The sequence below is a fragment of the Streptomyces sp. TLI_053 genome, assembly GCF_900105395.1.
Classification (GTDB): domain Bacteria; phylum Actinomycetota; class Actinomycetes; order Streptomycetales; family Streptomycetaceae; genus Kitasatospora.
Genome location: NZ_LT629775.1, coordinates 8,250,168 through 8,272,833, shown reverse-complemented (window position 1 = coordinate 8,272,833; position 22,666 = coordinate 8,250,168). Strand labels below are relative to the sequence as shown.

Here is a 22,666-nt window from a genome sequence, read left to right as displayed (position 1 = left end):
CAGGGTGCGGGGGTTCCAGGACGCGGCGGGGTTTCAGGACGTACGGTGCTGCAGGACGTGCGGGCTTCAGGACGCGGGGTGCACGACGGCGAGCAGGGTGCCGAGTTCGACCTGCTGTCCGGGAGCGGCCCGGAGTTCGGCGAGGACGCCGTCGGCCGGGGCGGTGACCTTGTGCTCCATCTTCATCGCCTCCAGCCAGAGCAACGGCTGTCCGGCGGTCACGGTGTCACCGACCCCGGCCGCGACGCGGACGACGGTGCCCGGCATCGGGGCCAGCAGGGCGCCGGGGTCGGTCCGGCCGACGGGGTCCGGGAAGCGGGGGAGCGCCGTGAGCACGGTGCTGCCGAACGGCGTGTCGACGTACACCCGGTCGCCGTGGCGGGCGACCTCGTAGGTGCGCAGGACCTCCCCCTCACTCAGTACCACCCGCTCGGCGGAGGCCTCGGCCAGGGCCACCCCGGGGTGCCCCTCGGCCCGCAGCCCGTCCCGGGTGAGCCGATAGCGGACCACCGACTCCGCGCCGTCCTCGGTGCGGTAGCGCCTGACCTGGGGCTGGGACGGCAGATTGCGCCAGCCCGACGGCAGTGCGCCGGTCCGTGCCGCGGACCGGGCGGCCGCCTCGGCGAGGGCGGCGGCCAGCGCCGCGCGTCCGCTGCCCTTGGCGTCCGGCGCGAGCAGCCCGGCCGCGTGCTCGGCCAGGAAGCCGGTGTGCACCCGCCCGGCGAGGAAGGCCGGGTGGCGCAGCGCGTGGACCAGCAACTCCCGGTTGGTGGACGGTCCGTGGACCCTGGCCCGGGCCAGCGCGTCCGCCAGTCTGCGGGCGGCGGCCGTGCGGGTCGGCGCCCAGGCGATCACCTTGGCGAGCATCGCGTCGTAGTGCGGGGTGATCTCGCCCCCTGGCGCGAACCCGGGGTCGAGCCGCAGTCCGGACTCGCCCGTCGATCTGAACTCCTCGTGATCACAAGCGAGTTCGAGACGGTGCAGGGTCCCGGTGGCGGGCTGCCAGTCCTTGGCCGGGTCCTCCGCGTAGAGCCGGGCCTCGACGGCGTGCCCGGTGGTCGGCGGCGCGTCCGGGCCGGGGAGCTTCTCCCCTTCCGCCACGGCGAGTTGGAGTGCGACCAGGTCCAGTCCGGTGACGGCCTCGGTGACCGGGTGCTCGACCTGGAGGCGGGTGTTCATCTCCAGGAACCAGAACCGGCCGTCCTCGGCGAGCAGGAACTCGGCGGTGCCGGCGCCGGTGTAGCCGATCGCCCTGGCCGCGCTCACCGCCGCGGCGTGCAGGGCCGTACGGACGTCGTCCGGGAGGCCGGGGGCCGGGGCCTCCTCGATCACCTTCTGGTGGCGCCGCTGCAGTGAGCAGTCCCGGTCGCCGACCGCCCAGACCGTGCCGTGCGCGTCCGCCAGCAGCTGGACCTCGACGTGCCGACCGGTCGGCAGGTAGCGCTCGCAGAACACCTCGTCCGAGCCGAAGGCCTTGGCCGCCTCCGCCCGGGCGGCGTCGAGTTCGGCCGGCAGGTCGGCGAGGTCCCGGACGATCCGCATGCCGCGTCCGCCCCCGCCGGCGGCCGCCTTGACCAGCAGCGGCAGGTCGGCCTCGGTGGGGGCGTCGAGCGCGTCCAGCACGGGCACGCCGGCCTCGGCCATCAGGTGCTTGGCGGCGGTCTTGGACCCCATCGCGGCGATCGCGGACGGCGTCGGCCCGACCCAGCACAGGCCGGCGTCCAGTACGGCCTGCGCGAACCCGGGGCTCTCGGAGAGGAATCCGTACCCGGGATGGACGGCGTCGGCACCGGCGTCCAGCGCGGCGCGGACGATCAGATCGGCCCGCAGGTAGGTGTCGGCGGGCGCGGCGCCGGGCAGCCGGACGGCGCTGTCGGCCTCCCGGACGTGAGGCGCGGCCGCGTCCGGGTCGGCGTACACGGCGGTGGTGGCGATGCCGAGTTCGCGGCAGGTGCGGAAGATCCGGCGGGCGATCTCGCCGCGGTTGGCGACCAGCACGTTGGTGATCGGGAGGTTGGTGGTCGGGGGGTTGGCGATCGGGGGGTTGGCGATCGGGGGGTTGGCGGTGCCGCGCCGGTGGTCGGTGCCGCTCAGGTGGTCGGTGCCGCTCAGGTCGTCGGTGGTCATCGCGGGAAGCTCCCTCACATCCGGAAGACGCCGTAGCCGGGTGCGCCCTCGACCGGCGCGTTGTGGATCGCCGAGAGGCAGAGCCCGAGCACGGTGCGGGTGTCGCGCGGGTCGATCACCCCGTCGTCGTAGAGCCGGCCGGACAGGAACACCGGCAGCGACTCGGCCTCGATCTGCTGCTCCACCATGGCCCGGATCGCGGCGTCCGCGTCCTCGTCGTACGGCTGCCCCCTCGCCGCGGCCGACTGCCGGGCGACGATCGACAGCACCCCGGCCAGCTGCTGCGGCCCCATCACCGCCGATTTGGCGCTCGGCCAGGCGAACAGGAACCGCGGTTCGTAGGCGCGCCCGCACATGCCGTAGTGCCCCGCCCCGTACGAGGCGCCCATCAGCACGGACAGGTGCGGCACCCGCGAGTTGGCGACGGCGTTGATCATCATCGCGCCGTGCTTGATGATGCCGCCCTGCTCGTAGTCCTTGCCCACCATGTAGCCGGTGGTGTTGTGCAGGAACAGCAGCGGAACGGCCCGCTGGTTCGCCAACTGGATGAACTGGGCGGCCTTCTGCGACTCCTGGCTGAACAGCACGCCCTGGGTGTTGGCCAGGATGCCGACCGGGTAGCCGTGCAGACGGGCCCAGCCGGTGGCGAGGCTGGCGCCGTAGCGCGGTTTGAACTCGTCGAAGTCCGAGCCGTCGACGATCCGGGCGATCACCTCGCGCGGGTCGAACGGGACCTTGAGATCGCCGGGCACGATGCCGAGCAGTTCCTCCTCCGCGTACTTCGGCGGCTCGGCGAACCGGTCCGGATCGGGACCCGGCTTGCGGTGGTTGAGCCGGGCGACGATCCGGCGGGCCAGCCGCAGCGCGTCCGGCTCGTCCAGCGCGAAGTGGTCGGCCAGGCCGGAGACCCGGGCGTGCATCTCGGCGCCGCCGAGCGACTCGTCGTCGGACTCCTCGCCGGTGGCCATCTTCACCAGCGGCGGTCCGCCGAGGAATACCTTGGCCCGTTCCTTGACCATCACGGTGTGGTCGGACATGCCGGGCACGTAGGCGCCGCCGGCCGTGGAGTTGCCGAAGACCACGGCGACGGTGGGGATCCCGGCGGCGGAGAGCCGGGTGAGGTCGCGGAACAGCGCGCCGCCGGGGATGAAGATCTCCTTCTGACTGGGCAGGTCGGCGCCGCCGGACTCGACCAGGTTCACCAGCGGGAGCCGGTTGGTGAGGGCGATCTCATTGGCCCGCAGTGCCTTGCGCAGGGTCCACGGGTTGGAGGCGCCGCCGCGCACGGTCGGGTCGTTGGCGGTGATCACGCACTCGACGCCCTCCACCACGCCGATGCCGGTGACCAGCGCGGCGCCCACCGGGTAGTCGCTGCCCCAGGCGGCGAGCGGGGAGAGTTCCAGGAACGGCGAGTCCTCGTCGACCAGCAGCTCGATCCGCTCACGGGCGAGCAACTTGCCGCGCCCGCGGTGGCGTTCGACGTACTTGGGTCCGCCGCCGGCCAGGGCCTCGGCGTGCTCGCCGTCCAGGTCGGCGAGTTTGGCGAGCATCGCCTCCCGGGACGCGCCGTACTCGGCGCCGCCCGGGTCGAGGTGGGTGGGCAGGACGGTCACAGCAGGGCCTCCGGGATGTCGAGTCGGCGCGAACGCAGCCACTCCCCCAGCGCCTTCGCCTGCGGGTCGAAGCGGTGCTGGGCGGCGACGCCCTCGCCGAGCAGGCCGGTGATGGTGAAGTTGAGCGCGCGGAGGTTCGGCAGGAGGTGCCGGGTGATCGGCAACTCCGCCGTTTCCGGCAGGAGTTCGCGGAGCAGCTCGGTGGTAAGGGTGCGGGAGAGCCACTGCCAGCCGGGCTCGTCCCGGGCCCAGACGCCGAGATTGGCGTCGCCGCCCTTGTCGCCGCTGCGGGCGCCGGCCACCAGGCCGAGCGGAGCCCGGCGGGTGGGCCCGGGGTCCGCTCCGCCGGACACCGACGCCTCCGCCTCCGGGTCCTCCCGGGCGGTGGCGGTTGCACTGGCGGTGGCGGTGGCACTTGCACTGGTCGTGGCAGTGGCAGTGACCGGCGCGGGCGGGACGGCCACCCGGCGCCCGTCCGGCAGGACGGCGGTGTGCTCGACCTCCCCCGCCCCGATGTGCGCGGCCTCGAACACCCCGTACGGCGCGCCCGGCCCCGGCGGGGCGGTGAGATGGAAGCCCGGGTACCCGGCCAGCCCCATCTCGACTGCCACCCGGCCGAGTTCGCGTCCGACCCGGGCCGGGTCGGCGTCCCTGGCGGTGAGCCGCAGCAGCGCGGAGGCGGCCTCCTCGGTGTCGGCGTCGGCGTGGTCGGTGCGGGCCAGTGTCCACCGCAGTCCGGCCGGCCGCCGGTCGGCCGCCAGCCCGTCCTCGAACTGCCGCCGCACCAGGGCGGCCTTGGCCTCGATGTCGAGCCCGGTGAGGACGAACACCACCTCGTTGCGGTGGCCGCCGAGCCGGTTGAGCCCGGCCTTGAGCGTGGGCGGGGGCGCCTCGCCGCGCACTCCGGAGATCCGCACCCGGTCCGGCCCGTCCGCGGTGAGCCGGACGGTGTCCAGGCGCGCGGTGACGTCCGGGCCGAGGTAGCGCGGACCGTCGGTCTCGTAGAGGAGTTGGGCGGTCACGGTGCCGACGGTGACCGCGCCGCCGGTGCCCGGGGGCTTGGTGATGACGCTGGACCCGTCCGGGTGCAGCTCGGCGAGCGGGAATCCGGGCCGGGTCACATCGTGCTCGCGGAAGAACGCGTAGTTGCCGCCGGTGGCCTGCGCGCCGCACTCCAGCACGTGCCCCGCCACCACGGCACCCGCGAGCGCATCCAAGTCCCCGGCCCCCCAACCGAAGTGGGCGACGGCCGGGCCGACCACCAGCGCCGCGTCGGTGACCCGCCCGGTCACCACCACATCGGCGCCGCCGCGCAGGCACTCGGCGATCCCGAACGCCCCCAGATAGGCATTGGCCGCCAACAGCCCCTCGGGGAGACCGAGTTCCTTGCCGCGCGGCAGCAGATCGTCACCCTCGACATGGCCGACGGCCGGATCCAGCCCCAGGCTCTTCGCCAACTCCCTCACGGCGTCCGCCAGTCGCGCGGGATTCAGCCCACCCGCGTTGACCACGATCCGCACCCCGCGCTCCAGCGCGAGTCCGAGGCACTCCTCCAGCTGCCGCAGAAAGGTCTTCGCATAGCCGAGCGAGGGATCCCGCAACCGGTCCCGCGCCAGGATCAGCATCGTCAGCTCGGCCAGGTAGTCCCCGGTGAGCACGTCCAGCGGCCCACCGGTGAGCATCTCCCGCATCGCCGAGAACCGGTCCCCGTAGAACCCCGAAGCGTTCCCGACCCGCAGCACCGCCCGGTCACCCACCCGGGCCTCCGACCCCACGCGCACGCCTACCCCCAGAGGTGGCCCAACGATCGCCGTCGGTGAGCACACTGACACCCACCGGGAGAAAAAGCAATCACGCCTGCTTGTTTTTCTCCCGGCCCCCGGGCGATCAAGGCGCTCGCGTTGTGACTGGCAGGGATAGTTGGCCATTGGCGGAGATAGTTGGCCAGGGGGCGATCAAGTAACTGTGAGTTACGAACAGGTTCGGAGATCCACCACCGGCCCGCACGCGGGGGCGGTGTCGTATGCCCATGGGTACGGAGACTGCACCCCGAGTCCGTTCTGACGAGTGCAACTTGGTCCATCTGATCGCGCCGTACGGCGGTGACAGCGCCTGTTGACCTTCCACTCTCTGCGACAATGCATCCTAACTCGCGAGCCGAACATGGCTTCACGGCTAATTATTTGAGGAGTCGGAAGCTCGGTTGAACAGCCCATGCCCGCAGAAACTCTGCCGTGCCGAAAACAGTCGGCCACGGGCTGCCCGTCATAGCGAGCACACCCGGAAGACCCGCCACCACGTCAACCTGGTCATCCAGTAGCTCAGCATTAGCGACGCCGCCAACCACGTCCATGATGGCGGCCGTCAACAGGGCCGTGGTGATGTGATCGATCGGCCTATTGCATCCGGCGATGACGTCCACTGCGTGTGTCGGGCTGAAGCCAATGAGCGGTTCCAGGTTGGGGCCATCCGCGTGCTCGGCCTCGAAAATCTCCTCGTCCCCGATTCCGGGCCCCATGATGTGAACCAGAAATGGCCGGCGCCCGTCGACCTTGCCCAGGTCCGCGACGCCGATCCGATCGGCGACTACGTTGAGGTCGTAGCCACCAGGACGCTTCTCCACGAACCAGGCCGACGAGCCCACCAAGACATCCCGGAGCCGCTCGACTGTCGCGGCAGGAACCGCCTCGGCCAACTCAATCACCAATACTGGACCACTCACAGCGGGAGCCTACTGAACTTGAACTCCTGACATCGTCGGGGCACTGACTCCTGTGCCCAGGTAAGTGCAAGGTCGCGCGCTCAGATGGTGTCCTCTCCTGGGGTCATGTCGTACTCGTCCACGTCGAGCTCGGCGTCGACTGCGGCGAGGAAGTCCAGGACATCGCGCTCCAGATGCCAGCCGAAGAGGTTGGGCGTGTCGGGAGCGTCCGGGTGGCTGGGCGATTCGTCGTGGTCGGTGTCGTTGAAGTAGCGCACGACCTGCAGGACTGCCCCGCCGCCGCCATTCGCCAGCTGGCCCACGAGCTCGGCTACGCGGGCCGTGTGGGGCCGGAGCCTGCAGAGGAGCCGGGCGATCTGTTCGTCGACGCTCAGGCCGGGCTCCCGGCAGACGACCTTCCAGCGGTGGCTGGCGGGAATCGCCTTCGGCTCGGTGAAGCGGCTGCCGCGGACGGACACTTCGTCAGGGGTGATGCCCAGTTGCGAGGTCATCTCGTCGGCGGAGACGTGTTGGCTGAACAATGCGAAGTACGCGTACTGGCGGAGAGGCATCCGGGGATGATAGCGGTGCTAGGAGCGCGCGCCGAGCGGGATTTATGCAGATGGTCCCAGGGTCGGCGGAGACGCGAGTTCGGCGTCACCTGAGCAGTCCCCTTCGCCGCAGCTGCAGCCACGTGGGACCATCCGGTCATGCGTCTGATCGCCGATGGGACCACAGCCGCCTCACGCTTGGTGCTCGTGAACGAACTCGAAACCGATGACGGATACGCCTTCGAGCTGGACAGCCCACTGTTCTTGGCAGTTGGCGATCGGGTCGGCTTCGAGGCCGGCAACCTCGTCGTCGCTCGCGCGAGCGGTGAACGGATCCGGCGCGCTGGCTTCTGGTCCACGCGCTGCCGGATCGGCAATTGCCGCCCCGCCACTACCTCTTGAGCTCGATGTCAGGCTCACGAAGGTGGCCGCAGCCACCGACGCGCTGCGGCAAGATTCACCTCGGCGTCATCGCTCCATGAGCAGACCTCCAGCCACGACAGGTAGCCTCCCTGCGCGAAGACCAGGACTTCGCCAGGGCACTCGCCGGATTCAGTGAAGAGCTGTGCATCAGCCGCTACCACGGTGCCGGGGCCGGTCGGTGCGGGCTCCACCTCGCTGGTGTCGAGCTCGAAATAGGCGGTACCGCACCCGCATGTGCAACGGGATTTCACGCTGAGTCGTGGAACCTGCTGTCGGAGCGCAACGTGAACTGGTTGGTCCGTACTCAGGACGCGCTCAAGCACATCGGCTACGTCATCGGGCAGGCTCTCGGTCATTCCGCCACCGTAGCTGACCAGCGCATTCTGGCTCCGGCCAGTCCCGGCTCGTTGAGCGTGGGGCAGCCTGGGCGCGAACGTCCAGCGCCAGGTCGGTGCCCGCGAGGCGGCCACCGGTGACCTCCGGTCGGCGCTACAGCGCCTTCAACTTTCGCAGCAGTCATGGCCAGCTGGCCAACCCCAGCCTCCGCTATCTTCCGTGATCGAGTACCCACGGCATTGGCCAGCTATCGCTGCCCAAAGTGGCCAACCATTGTGACTCAGCACGCTACTTGTCGCCAGGAGCGGTGCTCGGCGTGCGGTTCTGTGGTCGGATCAGCATGACAACTGTCGCCGAATCGGCGAGGCATCTGACGCCTGGTGATCGTTCGGCAAGCAAGTTGTCGCCAACTTCGAAGAAGCCTCAGCTCACCGAGGCACCCGGCGCCAGCACCAAACCCGCTGCTGCGAGGAAGTCCTCAAGGCTGATGACACCGCCGTCGGTGCCGTCGTCCCATTCGACGAGGAGCCCCGAGAGGCCCTCGTTCCATGAGGCCGGCGTGTCGGCATCATCCTCAGGCCCAGGGTGCCACTCGACGCATCCCTCACCATGCCGGTATCGGAGGTACAGGTACTGGCCGTCTGCCGTCCAGGCGTCCCACTGCGACGGGTAGGCAGAACACGTCTGCACAACCCGAACCAGCTTCCGACCCTCACCCGTATCCATCCGACGATGGTCGCGCAGCAGCAGATCTCTGGCAATCGACTTCAGGCCGCCACCACAAGCGCCTCAAGCAACAGCCAGAGCGCGCCACCAATGATCGGCCGGACAGCTCCTAACGTGTCACGGCTCCCCTCGCCGGCGAGATCGACGCTGACCCTGGACGACAGAATCCGCGCTGACACGACAGTTAGCCTGCCGAGTCACAACCATCACTGCCAACTCACCCCACCACCCGCACAGAGCACGCGTGTGACTGGCCGACTATCCCTGCCAGTCACACGCGTCTCCACGGGAACACCGGTTGCCCGCCCTCACCCGGCCGGACGAGGGCTCCGGGACCGGACGACGGGCTCGGCCTTCCCCGCCGACGCAGCACGCCGCCCCGGAGCTGCCGTCGCCCCGCGTGCAGCGACCGGGCCGGATCGTGACACATTCCGGCAGGCCGCGCGCATCTCCCTCGGCCTGCGGGTCAGGGCCCCTGACGGCGGGCCGCAGCCGTCAGGGGCCCTCGTCGCCCGGTCAGTCGGAAGGGGTCGTCGGGCACGAGAAGACGGGCGCGTCGGGCTTCGCGCCGGACGCGCTCAGCCTGGCGAAGCCCTTCAGCGCGGGGGAGAACGCCAGGGTGGCCTGGACCGTCGCCCGCAGGGCGGTGGGGCGGTCGAAGCCGGTCGCGTCGTACGGGACGGCGCCGCGCTGATCGGCGGGCGCGCCGCAGCGCAGTTGGCGCGGCTCCAGCCACTTGAGGGCCCGGTAGCCGCCGCTGGAGCCGACGGTGAAGAGGGTGTGGGAGACCCGGCCGGTGGTCACGGCGTTGGGCTCGGTGGCGCCGGGGGACACGAAGCCGCCGTCCGGACGCTGCCGGTTGACCAGCCAGCCCGTCGCGTGCCCCGAGGAGCCGGCGGGGTTGCCGGCGTTGTAGCCCTGGATGCCGAGCGCGGTGGCGTCGGGATCGCCGGTGCAGGTGGCCGGGCTGCCGAAGGAGACGGGATAACCGCCACCGCTCGGCACGCACTGCGCGGCGCCCAGGAAGCTGCGGGCGATCGACGGGACGCCCGCAGCGGTGCGGGAGAGGGCGATCAGGGCGAACGACTGGCTGGCGATGTCGCTGCGGTCGCCCGCCTGCGAGCGGTCGGCGAAGCGGCCGTTCGGGGCCATCAGCGAGCGGAGGCGGGCGACCAGGTCGACGCCGCCGAAGTCCGTCGGATCCAGCCCGCGGACCTGGGCGAGCAGCAGCAGCTTCGCGGTGGGGCCCGCGTACGCCTCGGTGGTCCCGTCGCCCAGGTAGTCGGCGAGGACGTCGGGGCGGGCCAGCCAGGCGGTGGCCCGGGCCGCGGCGTCGTCCGCGACGGCCGCCGCGGCGAAGGCGAGCACGGCCTCGACGGTGAGGTCCTGGTCCGGGCGGACGGTGCCGTCGACGATCCTCTCGAAGTGGTCGCCGTCGACGAGTTGGCGGGCCAGCCAGCCGGCCGCCGCCTCCCTCGGCACGGAGGTCGTGCCCGGGACGGCCGAAGCGGACGAGGCCGGCAGAGCGGGCGAGGCGGGCTGAGCGGGCGAGGCGGGCTGAGCGGGCGCGGCGAGCGCGGGGGCGGTCGGGAGGGACACGACGGCGGCGGCCAGCGCCGGTGTCGCGAGCAGGCGGAAGAGCCGGTGGCGCAGGGGCATGGGGTGCCTTTCCGGGCGCTGGGCACGGGAGTTCCGCCGGGCGGGGCGCGGCCCGGCGAGCCCCGTCGTCGGAGGCTTCGTCCGACGGTCCATCATGTTCGCGCGGCGGAAAGAGGGTCAAGGCTCCTCCGTGTCCGGATGAGGACGGCCGGGAGGGGATCGTCCGCAGACGACCGCCCCGGATCCGACCGAACGGCAGAGCCCGGGGCACCACCCCGTCGGACCACTACCCGGCCAGGCGCGCCAGGGCCAGGGAGTGCGCGCGGTCGAGTGCCTGCGCGGCGTCGCAGGGGACGTCCGGGCGGACGCCGGTGCCCTCCCAGTTGGTACCCGAGACCGGGTTGACCGCACGGGCGATCGGCACGCTGAGTTCCAGGTTCGGGTGCACCGTCCAGCCGTTGCGCGGGTGGGCGCCGCCGCGGGTGGTCTCGCCGACGATCTCGGCGCGTCCGAGCTGCTGGAGGTCGTAGGCGAGCTCCTCGCCCGCGGAGAAGGTGTTCCCGCTGGTCAGGACGTAGAGCGGCTTCTCGGCACCGAAGCGGGCACCCGGCACGAACGCGGGCGTCCAGGACTGCTCGGCCACCTCGCCCTGGCGCTTGAGCATGGTGTTCAGATGAGTGCGGCCGGCGAGCAGGTGGGCGCAGACGAAGGCCACCGTGCCCGGATCGCCGCCGAGGTTGCGGCGCAGGTCCAGGACGAGCGCACTGGCCGGCGCCACCAGCGTGAGCGCCGCGGTCAGCGGCTGCGCCGCCCAGTCCAGCGGGAACATGTGGGACGAGATCTCCAGCACCGCGACGCCGCCGTCGAGCAGTTCCACACGCGGAACGCCACCCAGGGACGCGTCGAAACTCCGCCGCATCTCGGCGAGCACGGCCTCGCCCTGCCCGGGCGGCACCGGCACGGCGTGGTGCTTCAGGGCGAGGTGCAGGTCGCCGTTGACGGACCGCAGGTCCTCGGTGATCGCGTCGGCCAGCCCCTCGGCGGACCCGGCCGGGTAGGCGTCCTCGGCCTTCCGGCGCCGCAGCAGGTCCGCCAGTTCGCGGGCGACCTCGGGGAAGACGTAGTGCTCGCGGATCAGGTCGGCGACCGACTCGACGACGGCGGCGGTGTCCAGCGCGGGTGCTGATGTGGTGGAAGTCATGGGAGGGAGTGAATCAGCGGCTTGCCAAAGCGTCAAACATACTTAACGCTTGATCGGGTGAGCTCTCCATCGGACGACAGCGTGCAGCGGATCAGCACGCCTCGGCAGCACACCGCACTCGCCCACCCCACGCGTCAGCGTCTGCTGTTCGCGCTGAGCGGCGGACCGTCGACGATCAGCCGGCTGGCCGCGCAGCTGGGAGTGAACAAGGGCAGCGTCTCCCACCACCTCGGGGTGCTGGGCGAGGCGGGGCTGATCCAGGAGGCGGGAACGCGAACGGTGCGCGGCGGCACCGAGAAGTACTACCGGCGGTCCGCGGAGCGGCTCGTCGCCGCCGAGCCCCGGGCCGAGGGCACGGCCGCGCTGTTCGGCGCCGTCGCCCAGGAGCTGGAACGCTCCCCCGTCGGACATCTTCTGACGTTGCGTCATATTCGGCTCAGTCCGGCCAGGGCGGCCCGGCTCGCCAAGGCGCTGGCCGAAATCGTCGACGGGGCGGAGGAGGAACCGGAGGGCGGGCCGGTGCACGGAGTGCTGGTGACGCTGTACCAGCAGGCCGGGCCCCAGGGGCCGGCCGGGACGTAGCGGCCAGGCCGGGACGTAACGGCCGGGCCGGGGCGGCCGGGGCACGAGGCAGCGGCCGGGAGGGGCTCACTTGGCGGAGATGCTCCACTCGCCACCGCCCGCGGCACCCGCGGCAGTGAGGGCGGCCCAGGCGCTGCCGTCGAGCCCGAGTGCGTCGAGGAGGTAGCCGGAGATCGCGTCGGCGACCAGGGCGACGCGGACCGGGTCCTCGTCGGTGGTCTCGGCGACCGCCTCGCCGGCGATGCCGCCCAGGGTGTGCTCGCCCTCGGCGACGGCGAGCAGGCTCTTCGGGGACGGGCCGAGGTGGTAGGCGTCGGTGAACCAGTCCGGCCCCCGGGTGGAGAGTCGCGACCGGTCCTTGCCGCCCGCGACCACCAGGGTGGGGAGGGCCATGGTGGAGTAGTCCGGCCTCATGAACGGAAGGTGCTCGACGGCGAACGGCGTGAGCGTGTCGCCGGTTCCGGTCGCGGCGATCAGCGCTCCGGCCGCGACGGCGGGATGGGAGAAGTCCTCGCCGGGGACGCCGTCGGCGTCGAGCACCCGCGCACCGAGGACGGCGCCGGCCGTCTGGGCGCCCCAGGAGTGGCCGACGACCGCGATACGCCCACGGTCGACCCGGTCCTCCAGGCCGCCCGCCCGGCGGAGCACGTGGTCGAGCCGGTCGAGGACGGCGTGGAGGTCGGCGATCCGCACCCGCCAGACGGTGCCGAAGCGCGGGTCATCCCAGCCGATGCCGTTGCGGCGGGAGTCCAGGTGGGTGGGCTGCACGACGACGAACCCGGCCGCCGCCCAGCGGTCGACGAGGGGCTCGTACCCGTCGAGGGACCAGGCGTTGCCGTGCGAGAACACGATGACGGGAAGGTCCCGGCCCGACAGCGGGGCGGTGACCTTGACCCGCAGTTCGATGCCACGGCCGGGCGCGGGCACGACGATGGGCTTGACCGCGACGATCCGCCGGTCCAGGGGCTCTACGGGCATGGGGGACCTGCGCTTTCTCCGGGAGGGGGCTCTGCCATAATTTGGCGGAGCAGCGTTCCGCCAATCTAGCGGAACATCGTTCCGCGAGTAAAGGAGAAGCCGGTGCCGGAACCGGTCGGAGTACGTCAAGCACAGGCCCGGCGCACCCGCAGCGGCGTGCTGGCGGCGGCCGCCGAGGTCTTCGTGGAACAGGGGGTCCAGGCCCCGGTCCGGGACATCGCCGAACGCGCCGGCGTCGGCGTCGGCACGCTCTACCGGAACTTCCCGACCCGGGCCGACCTCGTCACCGCCGTCTACCGGCACCAGATCGACACCTGCGCCGCGCTCGCGCCCCGGCTGCTGGAGGAATCGGACTCCCCGTTCACCGCGCTGACCCGCTGGGCGGACGCGTTCGTGGAGTTCCTGGTGACCAAGCACGGCCTCGGCGCCGCACTGGGCTCCGGCGATCCCGGGCTGGAGAACCTCCACACCCTGATGCTCGACACCCTGGTCCCCGCCTGCGCGACGCTCCTGGACGCCTGCGCGGCCGCCGGCGAACTCGAACCCGGCATCACCGCCTACACGTTGATGCGCGCCATCGGGAACCTCTCCATCACCGGCCCCGACTACGGCCGGGCCGAGGCGACGCGCATGGTCGCCGCCCTCCTCGCGGGGTGCCGCAGCACGGCGTAGCCACGGGGCGGGGAAGGCGCTCGCAGGCACGGCGGGAGCCCGGGCCCCGGGGCCCGGGTGCGGCGAGCGGGCCTGCGACCGGGGAGGATGGGGGGCGGCGAGCGAGCCGGTCGCGACGACGAAGGAGAGGACCGCATGGCAGCAGTCGGGATGCACCATCCCAAGGAGGACGCGGAATTCGACTTCGTGCTCGCGCACGTCGACGGTCCGGTGCTCCTGTACTTCTGGGGCGTGTGGGCCGCCGCCTGCAAGAGCCTGGAACCGGTGGTCAAGGACGTGGCCCGCGCGTACGCGGGCCGGGTCGCCGTCGTCCGCACCGACATCGTGCGCTGCCCGGCGGCCACCGAGCGGTACGAGGTGCTGGGCGCGCCCACCTTCGTGCTCGTCCTGGACGGCGAAGCGGTGGCCACCACGACGGAGGCGACCGACGGGGCGGGCGTCCGGGCCTTCCTGGACGCCCACCTCCGACCCGTCGGGGACGGCTGACGGACGCGGCCCGGACGGAGTCCCCGGGCCGCGGGCGAGGACCGTCCGGGCCCGGCGTCCGGCACGGAAGGGCCGACCGCGGCGGCCTTCGCGCCTAGGATCGGGCGCATGATCGTATGGCTGAACGGCACCCACGGTGCGGGCAAGACGACGACGGCCGCGCTGGTGCAGCCACTGATTCCGGACTCCCGGGTGTTCGACGCCGAGAAGGTCGGCGAGACGCTCATGGACATCACGCCGGGACTGCCCGGCACCGACAACTTCCAGCACTGGCCACCGTGGCGACCGCTCGTGGTGGAGACGGCGCGGCGGGTGCTCGACTACACCGGCGGCACCCTGGTGATGCCGATGACCGTCCTGGTCGAGCGGTACTGGCGCGAGATCGCGGCGGGCCTGGCCCACCACGGCATCCCCGTGCGGCACTTCGTCCTGCACGCCGACCAGGAGACCCTGCACGGGCGGATCCTCGGGGACACCGTGCTCGGCCCCTCGCCGTTCCGCCTCAGGTATCTGGAGCCCTACGCCGAGGCGGCCCGCACCTGGCTGCACGCGGAGGCCGAGGTCGTCGACACCACGCACCTCACGCCCGCCCAGGCCGCCGGGCGGATCGCGGCCGCCGTCACGAGCTGAGCCGGGCGGCGGTGTCGGCGGCGGCCTCGGAGGCGGCCTCGGCGGAGGCCTCGGAGGCGGCCTCGCCGGGCACGTCGGGGACCGGGGGCGCGGGGCGGGTGCGCTCGGCCCAGCCCACCAGCGGCGTGGCGGCGGCGCCGAGAGCGGCGAAGAAGAGGCCGAGAAGCAGCCAGCCCGTGTGGCCGAGGCCGAGGACGGCGCCGGTCAGGACCAGCGGGGCGAGGGCCTGGCCCGCGTTGAAGCCGATGCCGAGGAGACCCTGGTACTGGCCGTGGGCGTGGTCGGGCGCGAGGCCGAAGCCGAGGGCGTAGCCGGCCGAGGACTCCCACACCTCGCCGAGGCTGTGGAGGGCTACCGCGAGCACGGCGAGCACCGGCGCCACCCAGGCGGGGACGTCGGCCGTCAGTGCCATCAGGGGGCAGCTGAGGAGGAACATCAGCCCGGCGAGGCGGAAGGCGCGCCCGCCCTGACGGGGGGTCTCCACCTTGGCCCCGAGCCTGCTCTGGAGCAGCACGCAGATGCCGCTGTTGATCGCGTAGATCGCCGCCACGGTCCAGCGCGGTGCGTCGGTGTGGGCGCTGATCCAGATCGGCAGGAGCAGCGAAACGGTCTGGTACTGCAGGCCCATGGCGCTGTAGAGGGCGACGAAGGACACGTACGGCCGGTCCGCCAGGACCGACCACTGGCGGTGCTGCTCGGGCCGGGGCAGCGGCGGGTAGGCGGGGACGCCCAGCAGGACGACCAGTGCGGCGCCGGCGAAGCTGGCGGCGTTGGCGAGGATCAGCGCGGTGTAGGCGGCGCGGGTGTCGATCTGGAGGGCGACGGCCGCGCCCAGGGTGCCCGTGACCACGCCGAGGTTGACGTAGGTCCGCAGCCTGGCCCGGAACGCGGCGGGCCGCTCGCCGCCGACCCTGGCGATGAGCGCGCCGCCCGCGGCGCCGCCCGCCGTGGCGGCCAGCCGGTCCACCGTGGCCAGCAGGACGAACACGGGCCAGCTGTCGATCAGGACGAACGCCGCCATCGAGGCGGCCTGGACCAGGAAGGCGATCAGCCAGATCACCCGCGGCCCGTACCGGTCGGCCAGGTTCCCCGCCGGTATGCCGGCCGCCAGGCCGCAGAGGCCGGCGATCGTCAGGCCCGCACCGACCTGGGTGGCGGGCAGGTGCGCCACGAGCGTGAAGTAGAGGACGGACGCGGCGTTGAAGAGGCCGTTCCCCACCCGGTTGACGAAACTGGCGACGATCAGGGCCCGCTGCGGACCGGCCTCCGACTCCTCGGACACCTTCCGGTCGGCCCCCCGCTTCATCATGATCATGCCGAGGAGGCTAACAGGGGACCTCGGGGCACCCTCCGGCGCACCGGCCGTTCGCACACCTCGCGGTCCGTGGGCCTCTCCGGGACGGCCGCCATGGCCGCCATGGCCGTCAGGGGCGTCAAGGGCGTCAGGGCCGTCAGGCCGGGACGAGGGCGTCCCACTGCTCGCGGGTCGGGCCGTCGTGCGTCGGCTCGAAGTCCGGACGGGCGGCCAGCCAGGCGGTGACGCTGCGGGCGACCTCCTCGGTCGTGTAGGCCTCGCCGGGCGTCCGGAGCAGGTGCCGCACCTGGGCGCGGGCGCGCATGACGACGGGATCGTCGAAGGCGCACGCGGCGAGCGCGGCGGCCCGCCGGTCCGTGGACTCCGCGCCCTCGGCGAGGCGCTGCCCGGCCACCCGGTCGGCCGCCACCTGCGCGTCGAACCACGGACGCAGCGTCCGCACCGACCAGTCGTGGTAACCGCCCGGGTCGGCGGCCGTCTCCTCGACGTGGCCCGCGAGGTACTGGGCGGCGCGCAGGCCGAGGGCGGCGCCGTGGCCGAGGGTCGGGTTGGTGTGGACGAGGCTGTCCCCCGCGTTGACCAGGCCGGTGACGACGGGGCCCTCGTCGTCGACGAGGGAGGTCCAGCGATTGTCCAGCCCGGCCATCGCCAGGACGTCCGACAGCGGTTCGGCGGCCAGGTCGAGCCAGGCGGCGGTGGCGGGGAAGCTGCGGGCGACGGCCTCGAACACGGCCGGGTCGGTGAGCGCGCCCCGGGTCGGGTCGGCGGTGGAGACCACCACGTTCACCGCGAAGGTGTCGTTGTCGGAGGGGAAGACCCCGGCGAGCGCGAACGGCGCGGACGAGCCGTTCCGCAGCCGTCCCGGGTCGCGGGGGCCGTCCTCCCGCACGCGGTACCAGCGGCAGAGGTAGGCGATCCGGGCGCGGTGGCTCTCGACGACGGGCGGACGGCACCCGGCCGCGACGAGCAGTGCGGGGACGGCGGAGCGACGGCCGGCCGCGTCGACGACGAGGTCCGCCGGGTGGATGTCCGCGCCGACCGCGACGCCGGTGACCCGGGCGGGGCGGCCCGGCGCGAAGGTGAGGCCGTCGACCCGGCGGCCGCGCCGCACGTCGACGGTGGGCTCCCGCCGCACGGCCGAGGCCAGGGCGGCCTCCAGCACGATCCGGCGGGTGCGGAGGGTCACCAGTTCCTCGTCGCCGTCCCGGTGCGGCGGGTGCTCGTCGAACCAGTCGAACTCGTGGTACTCCCGGGCGCCGCGCGCCAGCAGGTCCGCGTAGACGTCGGGCGCCTCGGCGCGCAGCACCGTGCGCACCGGTGCGAGCAGGGAGTGCGGCTGGACGGCCTGCGGAACGCGGGGGCGGTCCCAGTGGAAGAAGTCCCGGTGCAGGTCCTCGCCGGCTTCGCGGGTGTCCTGCTCGAACAGCGTGACCGCGTGCCCCCGCCGTCCGAGCATGAGCGCGACCCCCAGGCCGCCGATACCGCCACCGATCACCGCAACCCGCGCCACTGGCTCCCCTTCGCGTCGTGTTGCGGGTGGAGCCTACCGCTCGATGATCTTGGGGCGACGGCCGGGGGCGGGCGACGGGCGGGGCGGGTGATACGGGAGGGTGATGCGGGACGGGCACGGCGACGCGGGCGCGATGCGCGACGGCCGGGGCGGGACGCGACAAGCGGGACACGCGACGGGCGGGACACGTGACGGGCGGGGCGCGGTGGGGGCAGGATGAGGCGCATGTGCGGTCGATTCGTCTCCACCACCACTCCGCCCGATCTGGCGGAACTGCTGCGCGCCTCGCTCTGGCCCGCGACGGAGGCGCTCGCGCCGTCGTGGAACGTCGCGCCGACCGACGAGGTGGCGAGCGTGCTGGAACGGGTCGACCGGGAGACCGGGGAGATCACGCGCCAGGTGCGCTCGCTGCGCTGGGGACTGGTGCCGTCGTGGTCGAAGGACCCGGGCTCCGGCGCGCGGATGATCAACGCGAGAGTGGAGACCGCCGCCGAGAAACCGGCGTTCCGCAAGGCCTTCAAGGAGCGGCGCTGCGTGGTGCCCGCCGACGGGTACTTCGAGTGGCGGCCGGTGCCGGCGGCGGACGGGCGCAAGGGGTACAAGCAGCCCTACTACCTCCACCGGCCGGACGGCGGCCTGCTGCTGATGGCCGGGCTGTACGAGTTCTGGCGCGACCGCACGGCCCCCGAGGACGCGGACGCGTGGCTGGTGACCTGCACCGTGCTGACCACCGAGGCGACCGACGCGGCCGGCCGGGTCCACGACCGGATGCCGGTCACCCTCACCGCCGACACCCTGGACGCCTGGCTCGACCCGGGCGTCACCGACCCCGCCGAGGTCCGCGGCCTGCTGCACGCACCGACGGGCGACCTGCTGGTGCGACCGGTCGCGACCGCGGTGAACAGCGTCCGCAACGACGGACCGCAGCTGCTGGACGCGGTGCCGGACCCGCTGCCGGACGTCACCGGCGGCCACTACGCCTGACCCGGCGGCGGGGCGGGCCGGCGCCGGCCGGAGGTTCTAACGTCCATCCGCGTTGTTCTTAGAATGGCCGGATGGAGGACATCGACGCGATCGCGGTGCTGCAGGACCCAGTGCGGCGCCGACTGTACGAGTACGTGGTGGCGCAGGGCCGGGAGGTCGGCCGCAACGAGGCGGCCGAGGGCACGGGGGTGGCCCGCACGCTCGCGGCGCACCACCTCGACAGGCTCACCGAGGCCGGACTGCTGGAGAGCGGCAGCCGCCGGCTGACCGGCCGCTCGGGTCCGGGGGCGGGCCGGCCCGCCAAGGTGTACACCCGGGCCCGCGCCGAACACGCGGTGTCGCTGCCCGCCCGTGACTACCGCACCGCCGCCGAACTCCTCGCCGGGGCGGCCGAGGCCGCCGGGCTGGACCTCGCACTGCACGAGGCCGCGCGCCGCCGGGGGGAGGCACTGCGCGGGACGGAGCCGCCCTGCGGTGACCTCGACCGGGCGATGGAGCTGCTGGCCTCGCGCGGCTACGAACCCTACGCGGTGCGGGCCGAGGACGACGCCGACAGCGGCGCGGCGACGGCCGTCCGGATGCGCAACTGTCCGTTCCACGCCGTCGCCGAGCAGTTCCCGCCGCTCGTCTGCGGCATGAACCTCGCACTGCTGGAAGGGCTGCTGGGGACGGACGGGCCGGTCCGGGCACGGCTGGACGCGCGGCCGGGCGAGTGCTGCGTGGTGGTCGAAGCTTCTAAAAACAATGACGATTGACATAGAAACTCGGGCCGTGCTGGGATGGGGCATGACCTCGCCCCTGCCTGCCCAGCTCGCACAGCTGAACGTCGCCACGCTGCTCCACCCGATCGACGACCCGCGGATCGCGCCGTTCGTCGAACTGCTCGACCCGGTCAACGCCGCCGCCGACGGGGCGCCCGGCTTCGTCTGGCGGCTGGTCGAGGACGGCACGGACGACGCGACCGGCCTGCGCCCGGCGGGCGCGGACGTCATCGTCAATCTGTCGGTGTGGGAGAACCAGGACGCCCTGTGGGAATTCGCCTACCGCAGCGGGCACTTGGAGGCGATGCGGCGACGGCGCGAATGGTTCGCACGGCACGTGGAGGCGCATCTGGTGCTCTGGTGGGTGCCCGCCGGGCACCGCCCGGACGTCGCCGAGGCGCTGGAGCGGCTGGCGCACCTGCGGGCGCACGGGCCCTCGCCGCGCGCGTTCACCTTCGCCTCCGCGTACAGCGCCGAGGAGGCCCGGTCGGTGACGGGATGACGGAGCACACGGGAGGGAGCAGCAGGCGGGGTCCGGTCAGACCAGCGGCAGCGCCATCTCCAGTTCGCGGGCGGCCGGGTCCAGCGGGTACGGCTTGGTGCCGCCGGTGAGTTCGAAGCCCCGGCGCCGGTAGAAGGCGGCGGCCCTGGCGTTGTCCTCGTGCACGGTGAGCAGCAGGCGCCGCGCACCCGTCTCCCGGGCCCAGGCGACGATCGCGTCCAGCATGCCGTCCGTCACCCCGCGCTCGCGGCCCCGGTGCTCCGGGTGGACCCAGACGCCGACCAGCAGCGCCGTCCCGGGCTCGGGCGTGAAGGCGATCATCGTCCCGACCCACTCCCCCGCCCCGGCGCCGTCGTCGTGCACGGCCGCCAGACCGACGCTGCCGGGCTCGTTGACCCGGCGGATCCGGGAGTGCCACTCCTCGTCGCCGTGCGCCAGTGCCGTCTCGTAGGTCTCCAGGAAGGCCATCGGGGTGTCCAGCAGCTGCGCGAGGCGCACCGCCCGCAACCGCTCCCAGTCCGTGTCCGTCCGGCCGATCCGTTCGATCCGGTAGGTCATGACGGCCCTCCCCGCAGTGGTCTCCGCTTCGACACAGGAGCATAGGCACCCGCCCGGGGCCGGCCGTCACCGGGTTATCGGTGCAGTTCAGGGGCCGGTCGGAGCCCGTCCGAGCGGATAGGGTGCGGTGGAGAACGCCGCCCCCGCGGTGGAGAACGCCGCCCCCGCGGTGGAGGCCGCCGCCCCCGCCGGCGGAGACCGCCCCTGCCGCCCCTGCCGATGGAGATCCGCCATGCCGACCGCCCACGCCGCCGCAGCGCACGATCCGTCCGGACCGTCGATCGCACGGTTCGGGCTGGGCACCGCCGCCGTCGGACGGCCCGGGTACATCACGCTCGGCCGCGATCTCGACCTCCCGGCCGAGCGCACCGTGGAGGCGCTGCGCGAGCGGACCCACGCCCTGCTCGACGCCGCTTTCGCCGCCGGTGTGCGTTACTTCGACACCGCTCGTTCCTACGGCCGCGCGGAGGAGTTCCTCGGCGCCTGGCTCGCCGCCCGGCCGCTCGCCGCGGCCGAGGTGACGGTCGGCAGCAAGTGGGGCTACACGTACACCGCCGACTGGCGGGCCTCCGGTGTGCCGGTGCACGAGGTCAAGGAGCACTCGACGGCCGTCTTCGACCGTCAGGTGCGGGAGAGCCTCGCTCTGCTGGGCCGCCGTCCGGACCTCTACCTGGTGCACTCGGTCACGCCGGACAGCCCCGCGCTCACCGATCCCGCGCTGCACGCCCGGCTGGCCGAGCTGGCCGCCGACGGCGTGCGGGTGGGCCTGTCGACCAGCGGCCCGGAGCAGGCGGCGGCGGTCCGGGCGGCGCTCGGGGTGACGGTGGACGGCCGTCCCCTGTTCGGCGCCGTGCAGTCGACCTGGAACCTGCTGGAGCCCTCCGCCGGACCGGCGCTGGCCGAGGCGCACGCGGCGGGTCTGCTCGTCGTGGTCAAGGAGGGCATGGCCAACGGCCGGCTCGCCGACCGCAACGCCACCGGTCCGGACACCGCCGCGCTGCGCGAGCTCGCCGCCCGGACCGGCGCCTCCTGCGACGCCCTCGCGCTGGCGGCCGTCGCCGCGCAGCCCTGGGCGGACGTGGTGCTCTCCGGCGCGGCCACCACCGACCAGCTCGCCTCGAACCTGGACGCCGTCGGGCTCGCCCTCGCCCCCGCCGCGTCGGCCGCTCTGGCGCCGCTCGCCGAACCCGCCGAGCGGTACTGGGGCACCCGCTCGGCGCTGCCCTGGGCCTGACGGCCGCGGAACCCGAGCCGGCACCCGGGCCAGCACCCGGGCCGGCAGGATCCCCGGGACGTCAGCGCGGGGCGCGGCGGACCGTCAGCATGTCCTGGGTGTGACCGATCGCGTAGCCGCCGTCCGGCCGGGCGAAGTGGCGTTCGACGTAGGCGGTCAGTTCGTCCCGGTCGGGCAGCCGGTCCAGCACGGCCAGGTCGGCGACGTTCACCATGAATTCCGCGACGTCCACCGCCTCCGCCAGCCGGTCGGTCCGGTAGTGCAGGTCGAGCGTCTCCAGCGCCACCGTGTGCTCCGGTCCCTGTTCCGCCAACTGCTCGGCGAGCGGCCGCAGGTCGTAGCGCACGCCGGCGAAGTGCGCGGCCATCCGCATGCAGGGGCTCTCCGGGTTCTGCAGCACGACCAGCAGCGTCCCGCCGGGCGCCACCCAGTCCAGGACCCGGCCGACGGTGCGCAGCCAGTCCCCCGGCGGCACGTAGTAGAGCACGTGGGAGAGGTGGACGAGGTCCGCCGGCCCGGGCGGTTCGGCGGCGTCGATCCGGTCCGGCAGGACGAGGGCGTCCGGGCAGACGGTGCGCAGCCGCTCGCGCATCACCGCGCTGGGCTCGATCGCCACCGTGCGCTCGAAGTACTGCGCGAGGTGGGCGGTGGTCCGGCCTTCGCCGGCGCCGACGTCCAGCAGGACCCGGCGGCGGTCCAGGCCGGTGGCGACCTCGGTCAGCCGGGCGTGGGTGAGGGGCTTCTCGTCCGTACCGGCGAGGAAGAGCTCGAACGCCCGGCGGTAGGCCGCGCCGGAGGTGTCCAGGACGCGCAGCGGGCCGGTGGCCGCGTGCGGCGGTGCGCCTGCCCCCGGGGCCCGGGCCTCGCCGGCCTCCCTGCTCGTGCCCGCTCCCGTGCTGGTCGTCCCCATCGTGCGGTCTCCTCGTCGACGCGGCGTGTACGGCCGGACCAGTCCAGCGCTCCGCCCCGCCCCCGCCGCGCAGGCACGTTCCTGCCCGCGTGTCGTGGAACGCGCACCGTCCGCCGCTCCGGGGCCGTCCCCGGCCTGCGTCGACGACGCCGTGCGCCGACCCCGGCCGGACCGCCGCCGTCCGCTCACCGTGCATGTCGTGGCCACGTCCGCGATCGTCGCGCCCGGCACGCTCGGGGCGACCGGCGGGGCGCACCCCGCACCCGC

General features: G+C 73.3%; 23 protein-coding genes. 9 read left to right on the top strand and 14 right to left on the bottom strand.

Annotated features, from left to right (window positions below):
• Positions 1-66: 66 nt before the first annotated feature.
• The 5 genes from BLU95_RS34470 to BLU95_RS34450 all read right to left on the bottom strand — a co-directional run bounded on the left by BLU95_RS34470 (position 67) and on the right by BLU95_RS34450 (position 7,013).
• Entirely contained in the window at positions 67-2,127 is a 2,061-nt protein-coding gene (locus tag BLU95_RS34470; protein ID WP_093863434.1) for an acetyl/propionyl/methylcrotonyl-CoA carboxylase subunit alpha, read from the bottom strand.
• A gap of 14 nt (positions 2,128-2,141) precedes the next feature.
• The gene (locus tag BLU95_RS34465; protein ID WP_093863433.1) at positions 2,142-3,740 is read right to left on the bottom strand and encodes an acyl-CoA carboxylase subunit beta; all 1,599 of its coding nucleotides are present in this window, start codon (positions 3,738-3,740) and stop codon (positions 2,142-2,144) included.
• Complete coding sequence (locus BLU95_RS34460; RefSeq protein ID WP_231978907.1) at positions 3,737-5,431, bottom strand: acyclic terpene utilization AtuA family protein; 1,695 nt, start codon at positions 5,429-5,431, stop codon at positions 3,737-3,739. Before BLU95_RS34460 ends, BLU95_RS34465 begins: the two co-directional genes overlap by 4 nt.
• Positions 5,432-5,919: 488 nt before the next feature.
• Entirely contained in the window at positions 5,920-6,462 is a 543-nt protein-coding gene (locus tag BLU95_RS34455) for a DUF6368 family protein (RefSeq protein ID WP_093863431.1), read from the bottom strand.
• A gap of 80 nt (positions 6,463-6,542) precedes the next feature.
• Positions 6,543-7,013 (bottom strand): DUF4279 domain-containing protein, encoded by a 471-nt coding sequence (locus BLU95_RS34450; protein WP_093863430.1) that lies wholly within the window; start codon positions 7,011-7,013, stop codon positions 6,543-6,545.
• A gap of 138 nt (positions 7,014-7,151) precedes the next feature.
• On the opposite strand from BLU95_RS34450, the gene BLU95_RS42625 reads away from it, so the two are divergent.
• Positions 7,152-7,394, top strand: a complete 243-nt coding sequence (locus BLU95_RS42625) for a hypothetical protein (RefSeq protein WP_159425111.1) — start codon at positions 7,152-7,154, stop codon at positions 7,392-7,394.
• Positions 7,395-7,408: 14 nt separating this feature from the next.
• On the opposite strand, the gene BLU95_RS34445 is transcribed toward BLU95_RS42625, so the two are convergent.
• The 4 genes from BLU95_RS34445 to BLU95_RS34430 form a co-directional block, all read right to left on the bottom strand.
• Positions 7,409-7,771 carry a hypothetical protein gene (locus tag BLU95_RS34445; RefSeq protein WP_093863429.1) on the bottom strand — a complete coding sequence of 121 codons (363 nt, stop codon included), beginning with the start codon at positions 7,769-7,771 and terminating at the stop codon, positions 7,409-7,411.
• A 403-nt stretch (positions 7,772-8,174) separates the two neighbouring features.
• Entirely contained in the window at positions 8,175-8,477 is a 303-nt protein-coding gene (locus BLU95_RS34440; protein WP_093863428.1) for a hypothetical protein, read from the bottom strand.
• A gap of 516 nt (positions 8,478-8,993) precedes the next feature.
• Positions 8,994-10,136: a prenyltransferase/squalene oxidase repeat-containing protein gene (locus BLU95_RS45305; RefSeq protein ID WP_093863427.1), complete on the bottom strand. Its 1,143-nt coding sequence runs from the start codon at positions 10,134-10,136 to the stop codon at positions 8,994-8,996.
• 226 nt (positions 10,137-10,362) lie between these two features.
• Positions 10,363-11,277 (bottom strand): S41 family peptidase, encoded by a 915-nt coding sequence (locus BLU95_RS34430; protein ID WP_093863426.1) that lies wholly within the window; start codon positions 11,275-11,277, stop codon positions 10,363-10,365.
• A gap of 57 nt (positions 11,278-11,334) precedes the next feature.
• On the opposite strand from BLU95_RS34430, the gene BLU95_RS34425 reads away from it, so the two are divergent.
• Positions 11,335-11,859, top strand: a complete 525-nt coding sequence (locus tag BLU95_RS34425; protein ID WP_093863425.1) for an ArsR/SmtB family transcription factor — start codon at positions 11,335-11,337, stop codon at positions 11,857-11,859.
• Positions 11,860-11,925: 66 nt separating this feature from the next.
• Here the strand turns inward: BLU95_RS34425 and BLU95_RS34420 are convergent, their stop codons facing one another.
• Positions 11,926-12,837: an alpha/beta hydrolase family protein gene (locus tag BLU95_RS34420; protein WP_093863424.1), complete on the bottom strand. Its 912-nt coding sequence runs from the start codon at positions 12,835-12,837 to the stop codon at positions 11,926-11,928.
• A 102-nt stretch (positions 12,838-12,939) separates the two neighbouring features.
• On the opposite strand from BLU95_RS34420, the gene BLU95_RS34415 reads away from it, so the two are divergent.
• The 3 genes from BLU95_RS34415 (at position 12,940) to BLU95_RS34405 (ending at position 14,625) form a co-directional block, all read left to right on the top strand.
• Positions 12,940-13,509, top strand: coding sequence for a TetR/AcrR family transcriptional regulator (locus BLU95_RS34415; protein WP_093863423.1), 570 nt, complete (start codon positions 12,940-12,942; stop codon positions 13,507-13,509).
• Positions 13,510-13,644: 135 nt separating this feature from the next.
• Entirely contained in the window at positions 13,645-13,995 is a 351-nt protein-coding gene (locus BLU95_RS34410) for a thioredoxin family protein (RefSeq protein ID WP_093863422.1), read from the top strand.
• 108 nt (positions 13,996-14,103) lie between these two features.
• Positions 14,104-14,625, top strand: coding sequence for an AAA family ATPase (locus BLU95_RS34405; protein ID WP_093863421.1), 522 nt, complete (start codon positions 14,104-14,106; stop codon positions 14,623-14,625).
• On the opposite strand, the gene BLU95_RS34400 is transcribed toward BLU95_RS34405, so the two are convergent.
• Positions 14,615-15,940 carry an MFS transporter gene (locus tag BLU95_RS34400; protein ID WP_231978028.1) on the bottom strand — a complete coding sequence of 442 codons (1,326 nt, stop codon included), beginning with the start codon at positions 15,938-15,940 and terminating at the stop codon, positions 14,615-14,617. The two genes, BLU95_RS34405 and BLU95_RS34400, sit on opposite strands and share 11 nt — an antisense overlap.
• A 136-nt stretch (positions 15,941-16,076) precedes the next feature.
• Positions 16,077-17,450, bottom strand: a complete 1,374-nt coding sequence (locus BLU95_RS34395) for an NAD(P)/FAD-dependent oxidoreductase (protein ID WP_093863420.1) — start codon at positions 17,448-17,450, stop codon at positions 16,077-16,079.
• A gap of 225 nt (positions 17,451-17,675) precedes the next feature.
• Between BLU95_RS34395 and BLU95_RS34390 the strand changes: the two genes are divergently transcribed.
• The 3 genes from BLU95_RS34390 to BLU95_RS34380 all read left to right on the top strand — a co-directional run bounded on the left by BLU95_RS34390 (position 17,676) and on the right by BLU95_RS34380 (position 19,697).
• Positions 17,676-18,434 carry an SOS response-associated peptidase gene (locus BLU95_RS34390; protein WP_093863419.1) on the top strand — a complete coding sequence of 253 codons (759 nt, stop codon included), beginning with the start codon at positions 17,676-17,678 and terminating at the stop codon, positions 18,432-18,434.
• A gap of 71 nt (positions 18,435-18,505) precedes the next feature.
• On the top strand, positions 18,506-19,189 hold the full coding sequence (locus BLU95_RS34385) for a helix-turn-helix transcriptional regulator (RefSeq protein WP_093863418.1): 684 nt from the start codon (positions 18,506-18,508) through the stop codon (positions 19,187-19,189).
• 31 nt (positions 19,190-19,220) lie between these two features.
• Entirely contained in the window at positions 19,221-19,697 is a 477-nt protein-coding gene (locus BLU95_RS34380) for a DUF3291 domain-containing protein (RefSeq protein ID WP_093863417.1), read from the top strand.
• A gap of 36 nt (positions 19,698-19,733) precedes the next feature.
• Here the strand turns inward: BLU95_RS34380 and BLU95_RS34375 are convergent, their stop codons facing one another.
• Entirely contained in the window at positions 19,734-20,255 is a 522-nt protein-coding gene (locus BLU95_RS34375; RefSeq protein ID WP_093863416.1) for a GNAT family N-acetyltransferase, read from the bottom strand.
• Positions 20,256-20,487: 232 nt separating this feature from the next.
• Here BLU95_RS34375 and BLU95_RS34370 point away from each other — a divergent pair, with 232 nt between their 5' ends.
• Complete coding sequence (locus BLU95_RS34370) at positions 20,488-21,489, top strand: aldo/keto reductase (protein WP_093865337.1); 1,002 nt, start codon at positions 20,488-20,490, stop codon at positions 21,487-21,489.
• Positions 21,490-21,550: 61 nt separating this feature from the next.
• Here BLU95_RS34370 and BLU95_RS34365 read toward each other — a convergent pair whose 3' ends face one another.
• Complete coding sequence (locus tag BLU95_RS34365) at positions 21,551-22,399, bottom strand: class I SAM-dependent methyltransferase (RefSeq protein ID WP_093863415.1); 849 nt, start codon at positions 22,397-22,399, stop codon at positions 21,551-21,553.
• Positions 22,400-22,666 lie beyond the last annotated feature (267 nt).

Coding starts and splice junctions, on each gene's coding strand:
- BLU95_RS34470 (WP_093863434.1), bottom strand. CDS start 2,127: ATGACCACCGACGACCTGAGCGGCACCGACCACCTGAGCGGCACCGAC.
- BLU95_RS34460 (WP_231978907.1), bottom strand. CDS start 5,431: ATGCGGGAGATGCTCACCGGTGGGCCGCTGGACGTGCTCACCGGGGAC.
- BLU95_RS34450 (WP_093863430.1), bottom strand. CDS start 7,013: ATGCCTCTCCGCCAGTACGCGTACTTCGCATTGTTCAGCCAACACGTC.
- BLU95_RS42625 (WP_159425111.1), top strand. CDS start 7,152: ATGCGTCTGATCGCCGATGGGACCACAGCCGCCTCACGCTTGGTGCTC.
- BLU95_RS34445 (WP_093863429.1), bottom strand. CDS start 7,771: ATGACCGAGAGCCTGCCCGATGACGTAGCCGATGTGCTTGAGCGCGTC.
- BLU95_RS34440 (WP_093863428.1), bottom strand. CDS start 8,477: ATGGATACGGGTGAGGGTCGGAAGCTGGTTCGGGTTGTGCAGACGTGT.
- BLU95_RS45305 (WP_093863427.1), bottom strand. CDS start 10,136: ATGCCCCTGCGCCACCGGCTCTTCCGCCTGCTCGCGACACCGGCGCTG.
- BLU95_RS34430 (WP_093863426.1), bottom strand. CDS start 11,277: ATGACTTCCACCACATCAGCACCCGCGCTGGACACCGCCGCCGTCGTC.
- BLU95_RS34420 (WP_093863424.1), bottom strand. CDS start 12,837: ATGCCCGTAGAGCCCCTGGACCGGCGGATCGTCGCGGTCAAGCCCATC.
- BLU95_RS34410 (WP_093863422.1), top strand. CDS start 13,645: ATGGCAGCAGTCGGGATGCACCATCCCAAGGAGGACGCGGAATTCGAC.
- BLU95_RS34405 (WP_093863421.1), top strand. CDS start 14,104: ATGATCGTATGGCTGAACGGCACCCACGGTGCGGGCAAGACGACGACG.
- BLU95_RS34400 (WP_231978028.1), bottom strand. CDS start 15,940: ATGATCATGATGAAGCGGGGGGCCGACCGGAAGGTGTCCGAGGAGTCG.
- BLU95_RS34390 (WP_093863419.1), top strand. CDS start 17,676: ATGTGCGGTCGATTCGTCTCCACCACCACTCCGCCCGATCTGGCGGAA.
- BLU95_RS34385 (WP_093863418.1), top strand. CDS start 18,506: ATGGAGGACATCGACGCGATCGCGGTGCTGCAGGACCCAGTGCGGCGC.
- BLU95_RS34380 (WP_093863417.1), top strand. CDS start 19,221: ATGACCTCGCCCCTGCCTGCCCAGCTCGCACAGCTGAACGTCGCCACG.
- BLU95_RS34375 (WP_093863416.1), bottom strand. CDS start 20,255: ATGACCTACCGGATCGAACGGATCGGCCGGACGGACACGGACTGGGAG.
- BLU95_RS34370 (WP_093865337.1), top strand. CDS start 20,488: ATGCCGACCGCCCACGCCGCCGCAGCGCACGATCCGTCCGGACCGTCG.
- BLU95_RS34365 (WP_093863415.1), bottom strand. CDS start 22,399: ATGGGGACGACCAGCACGGGAGCGGGCACGAGCAGGGAGGCCGGCGAG.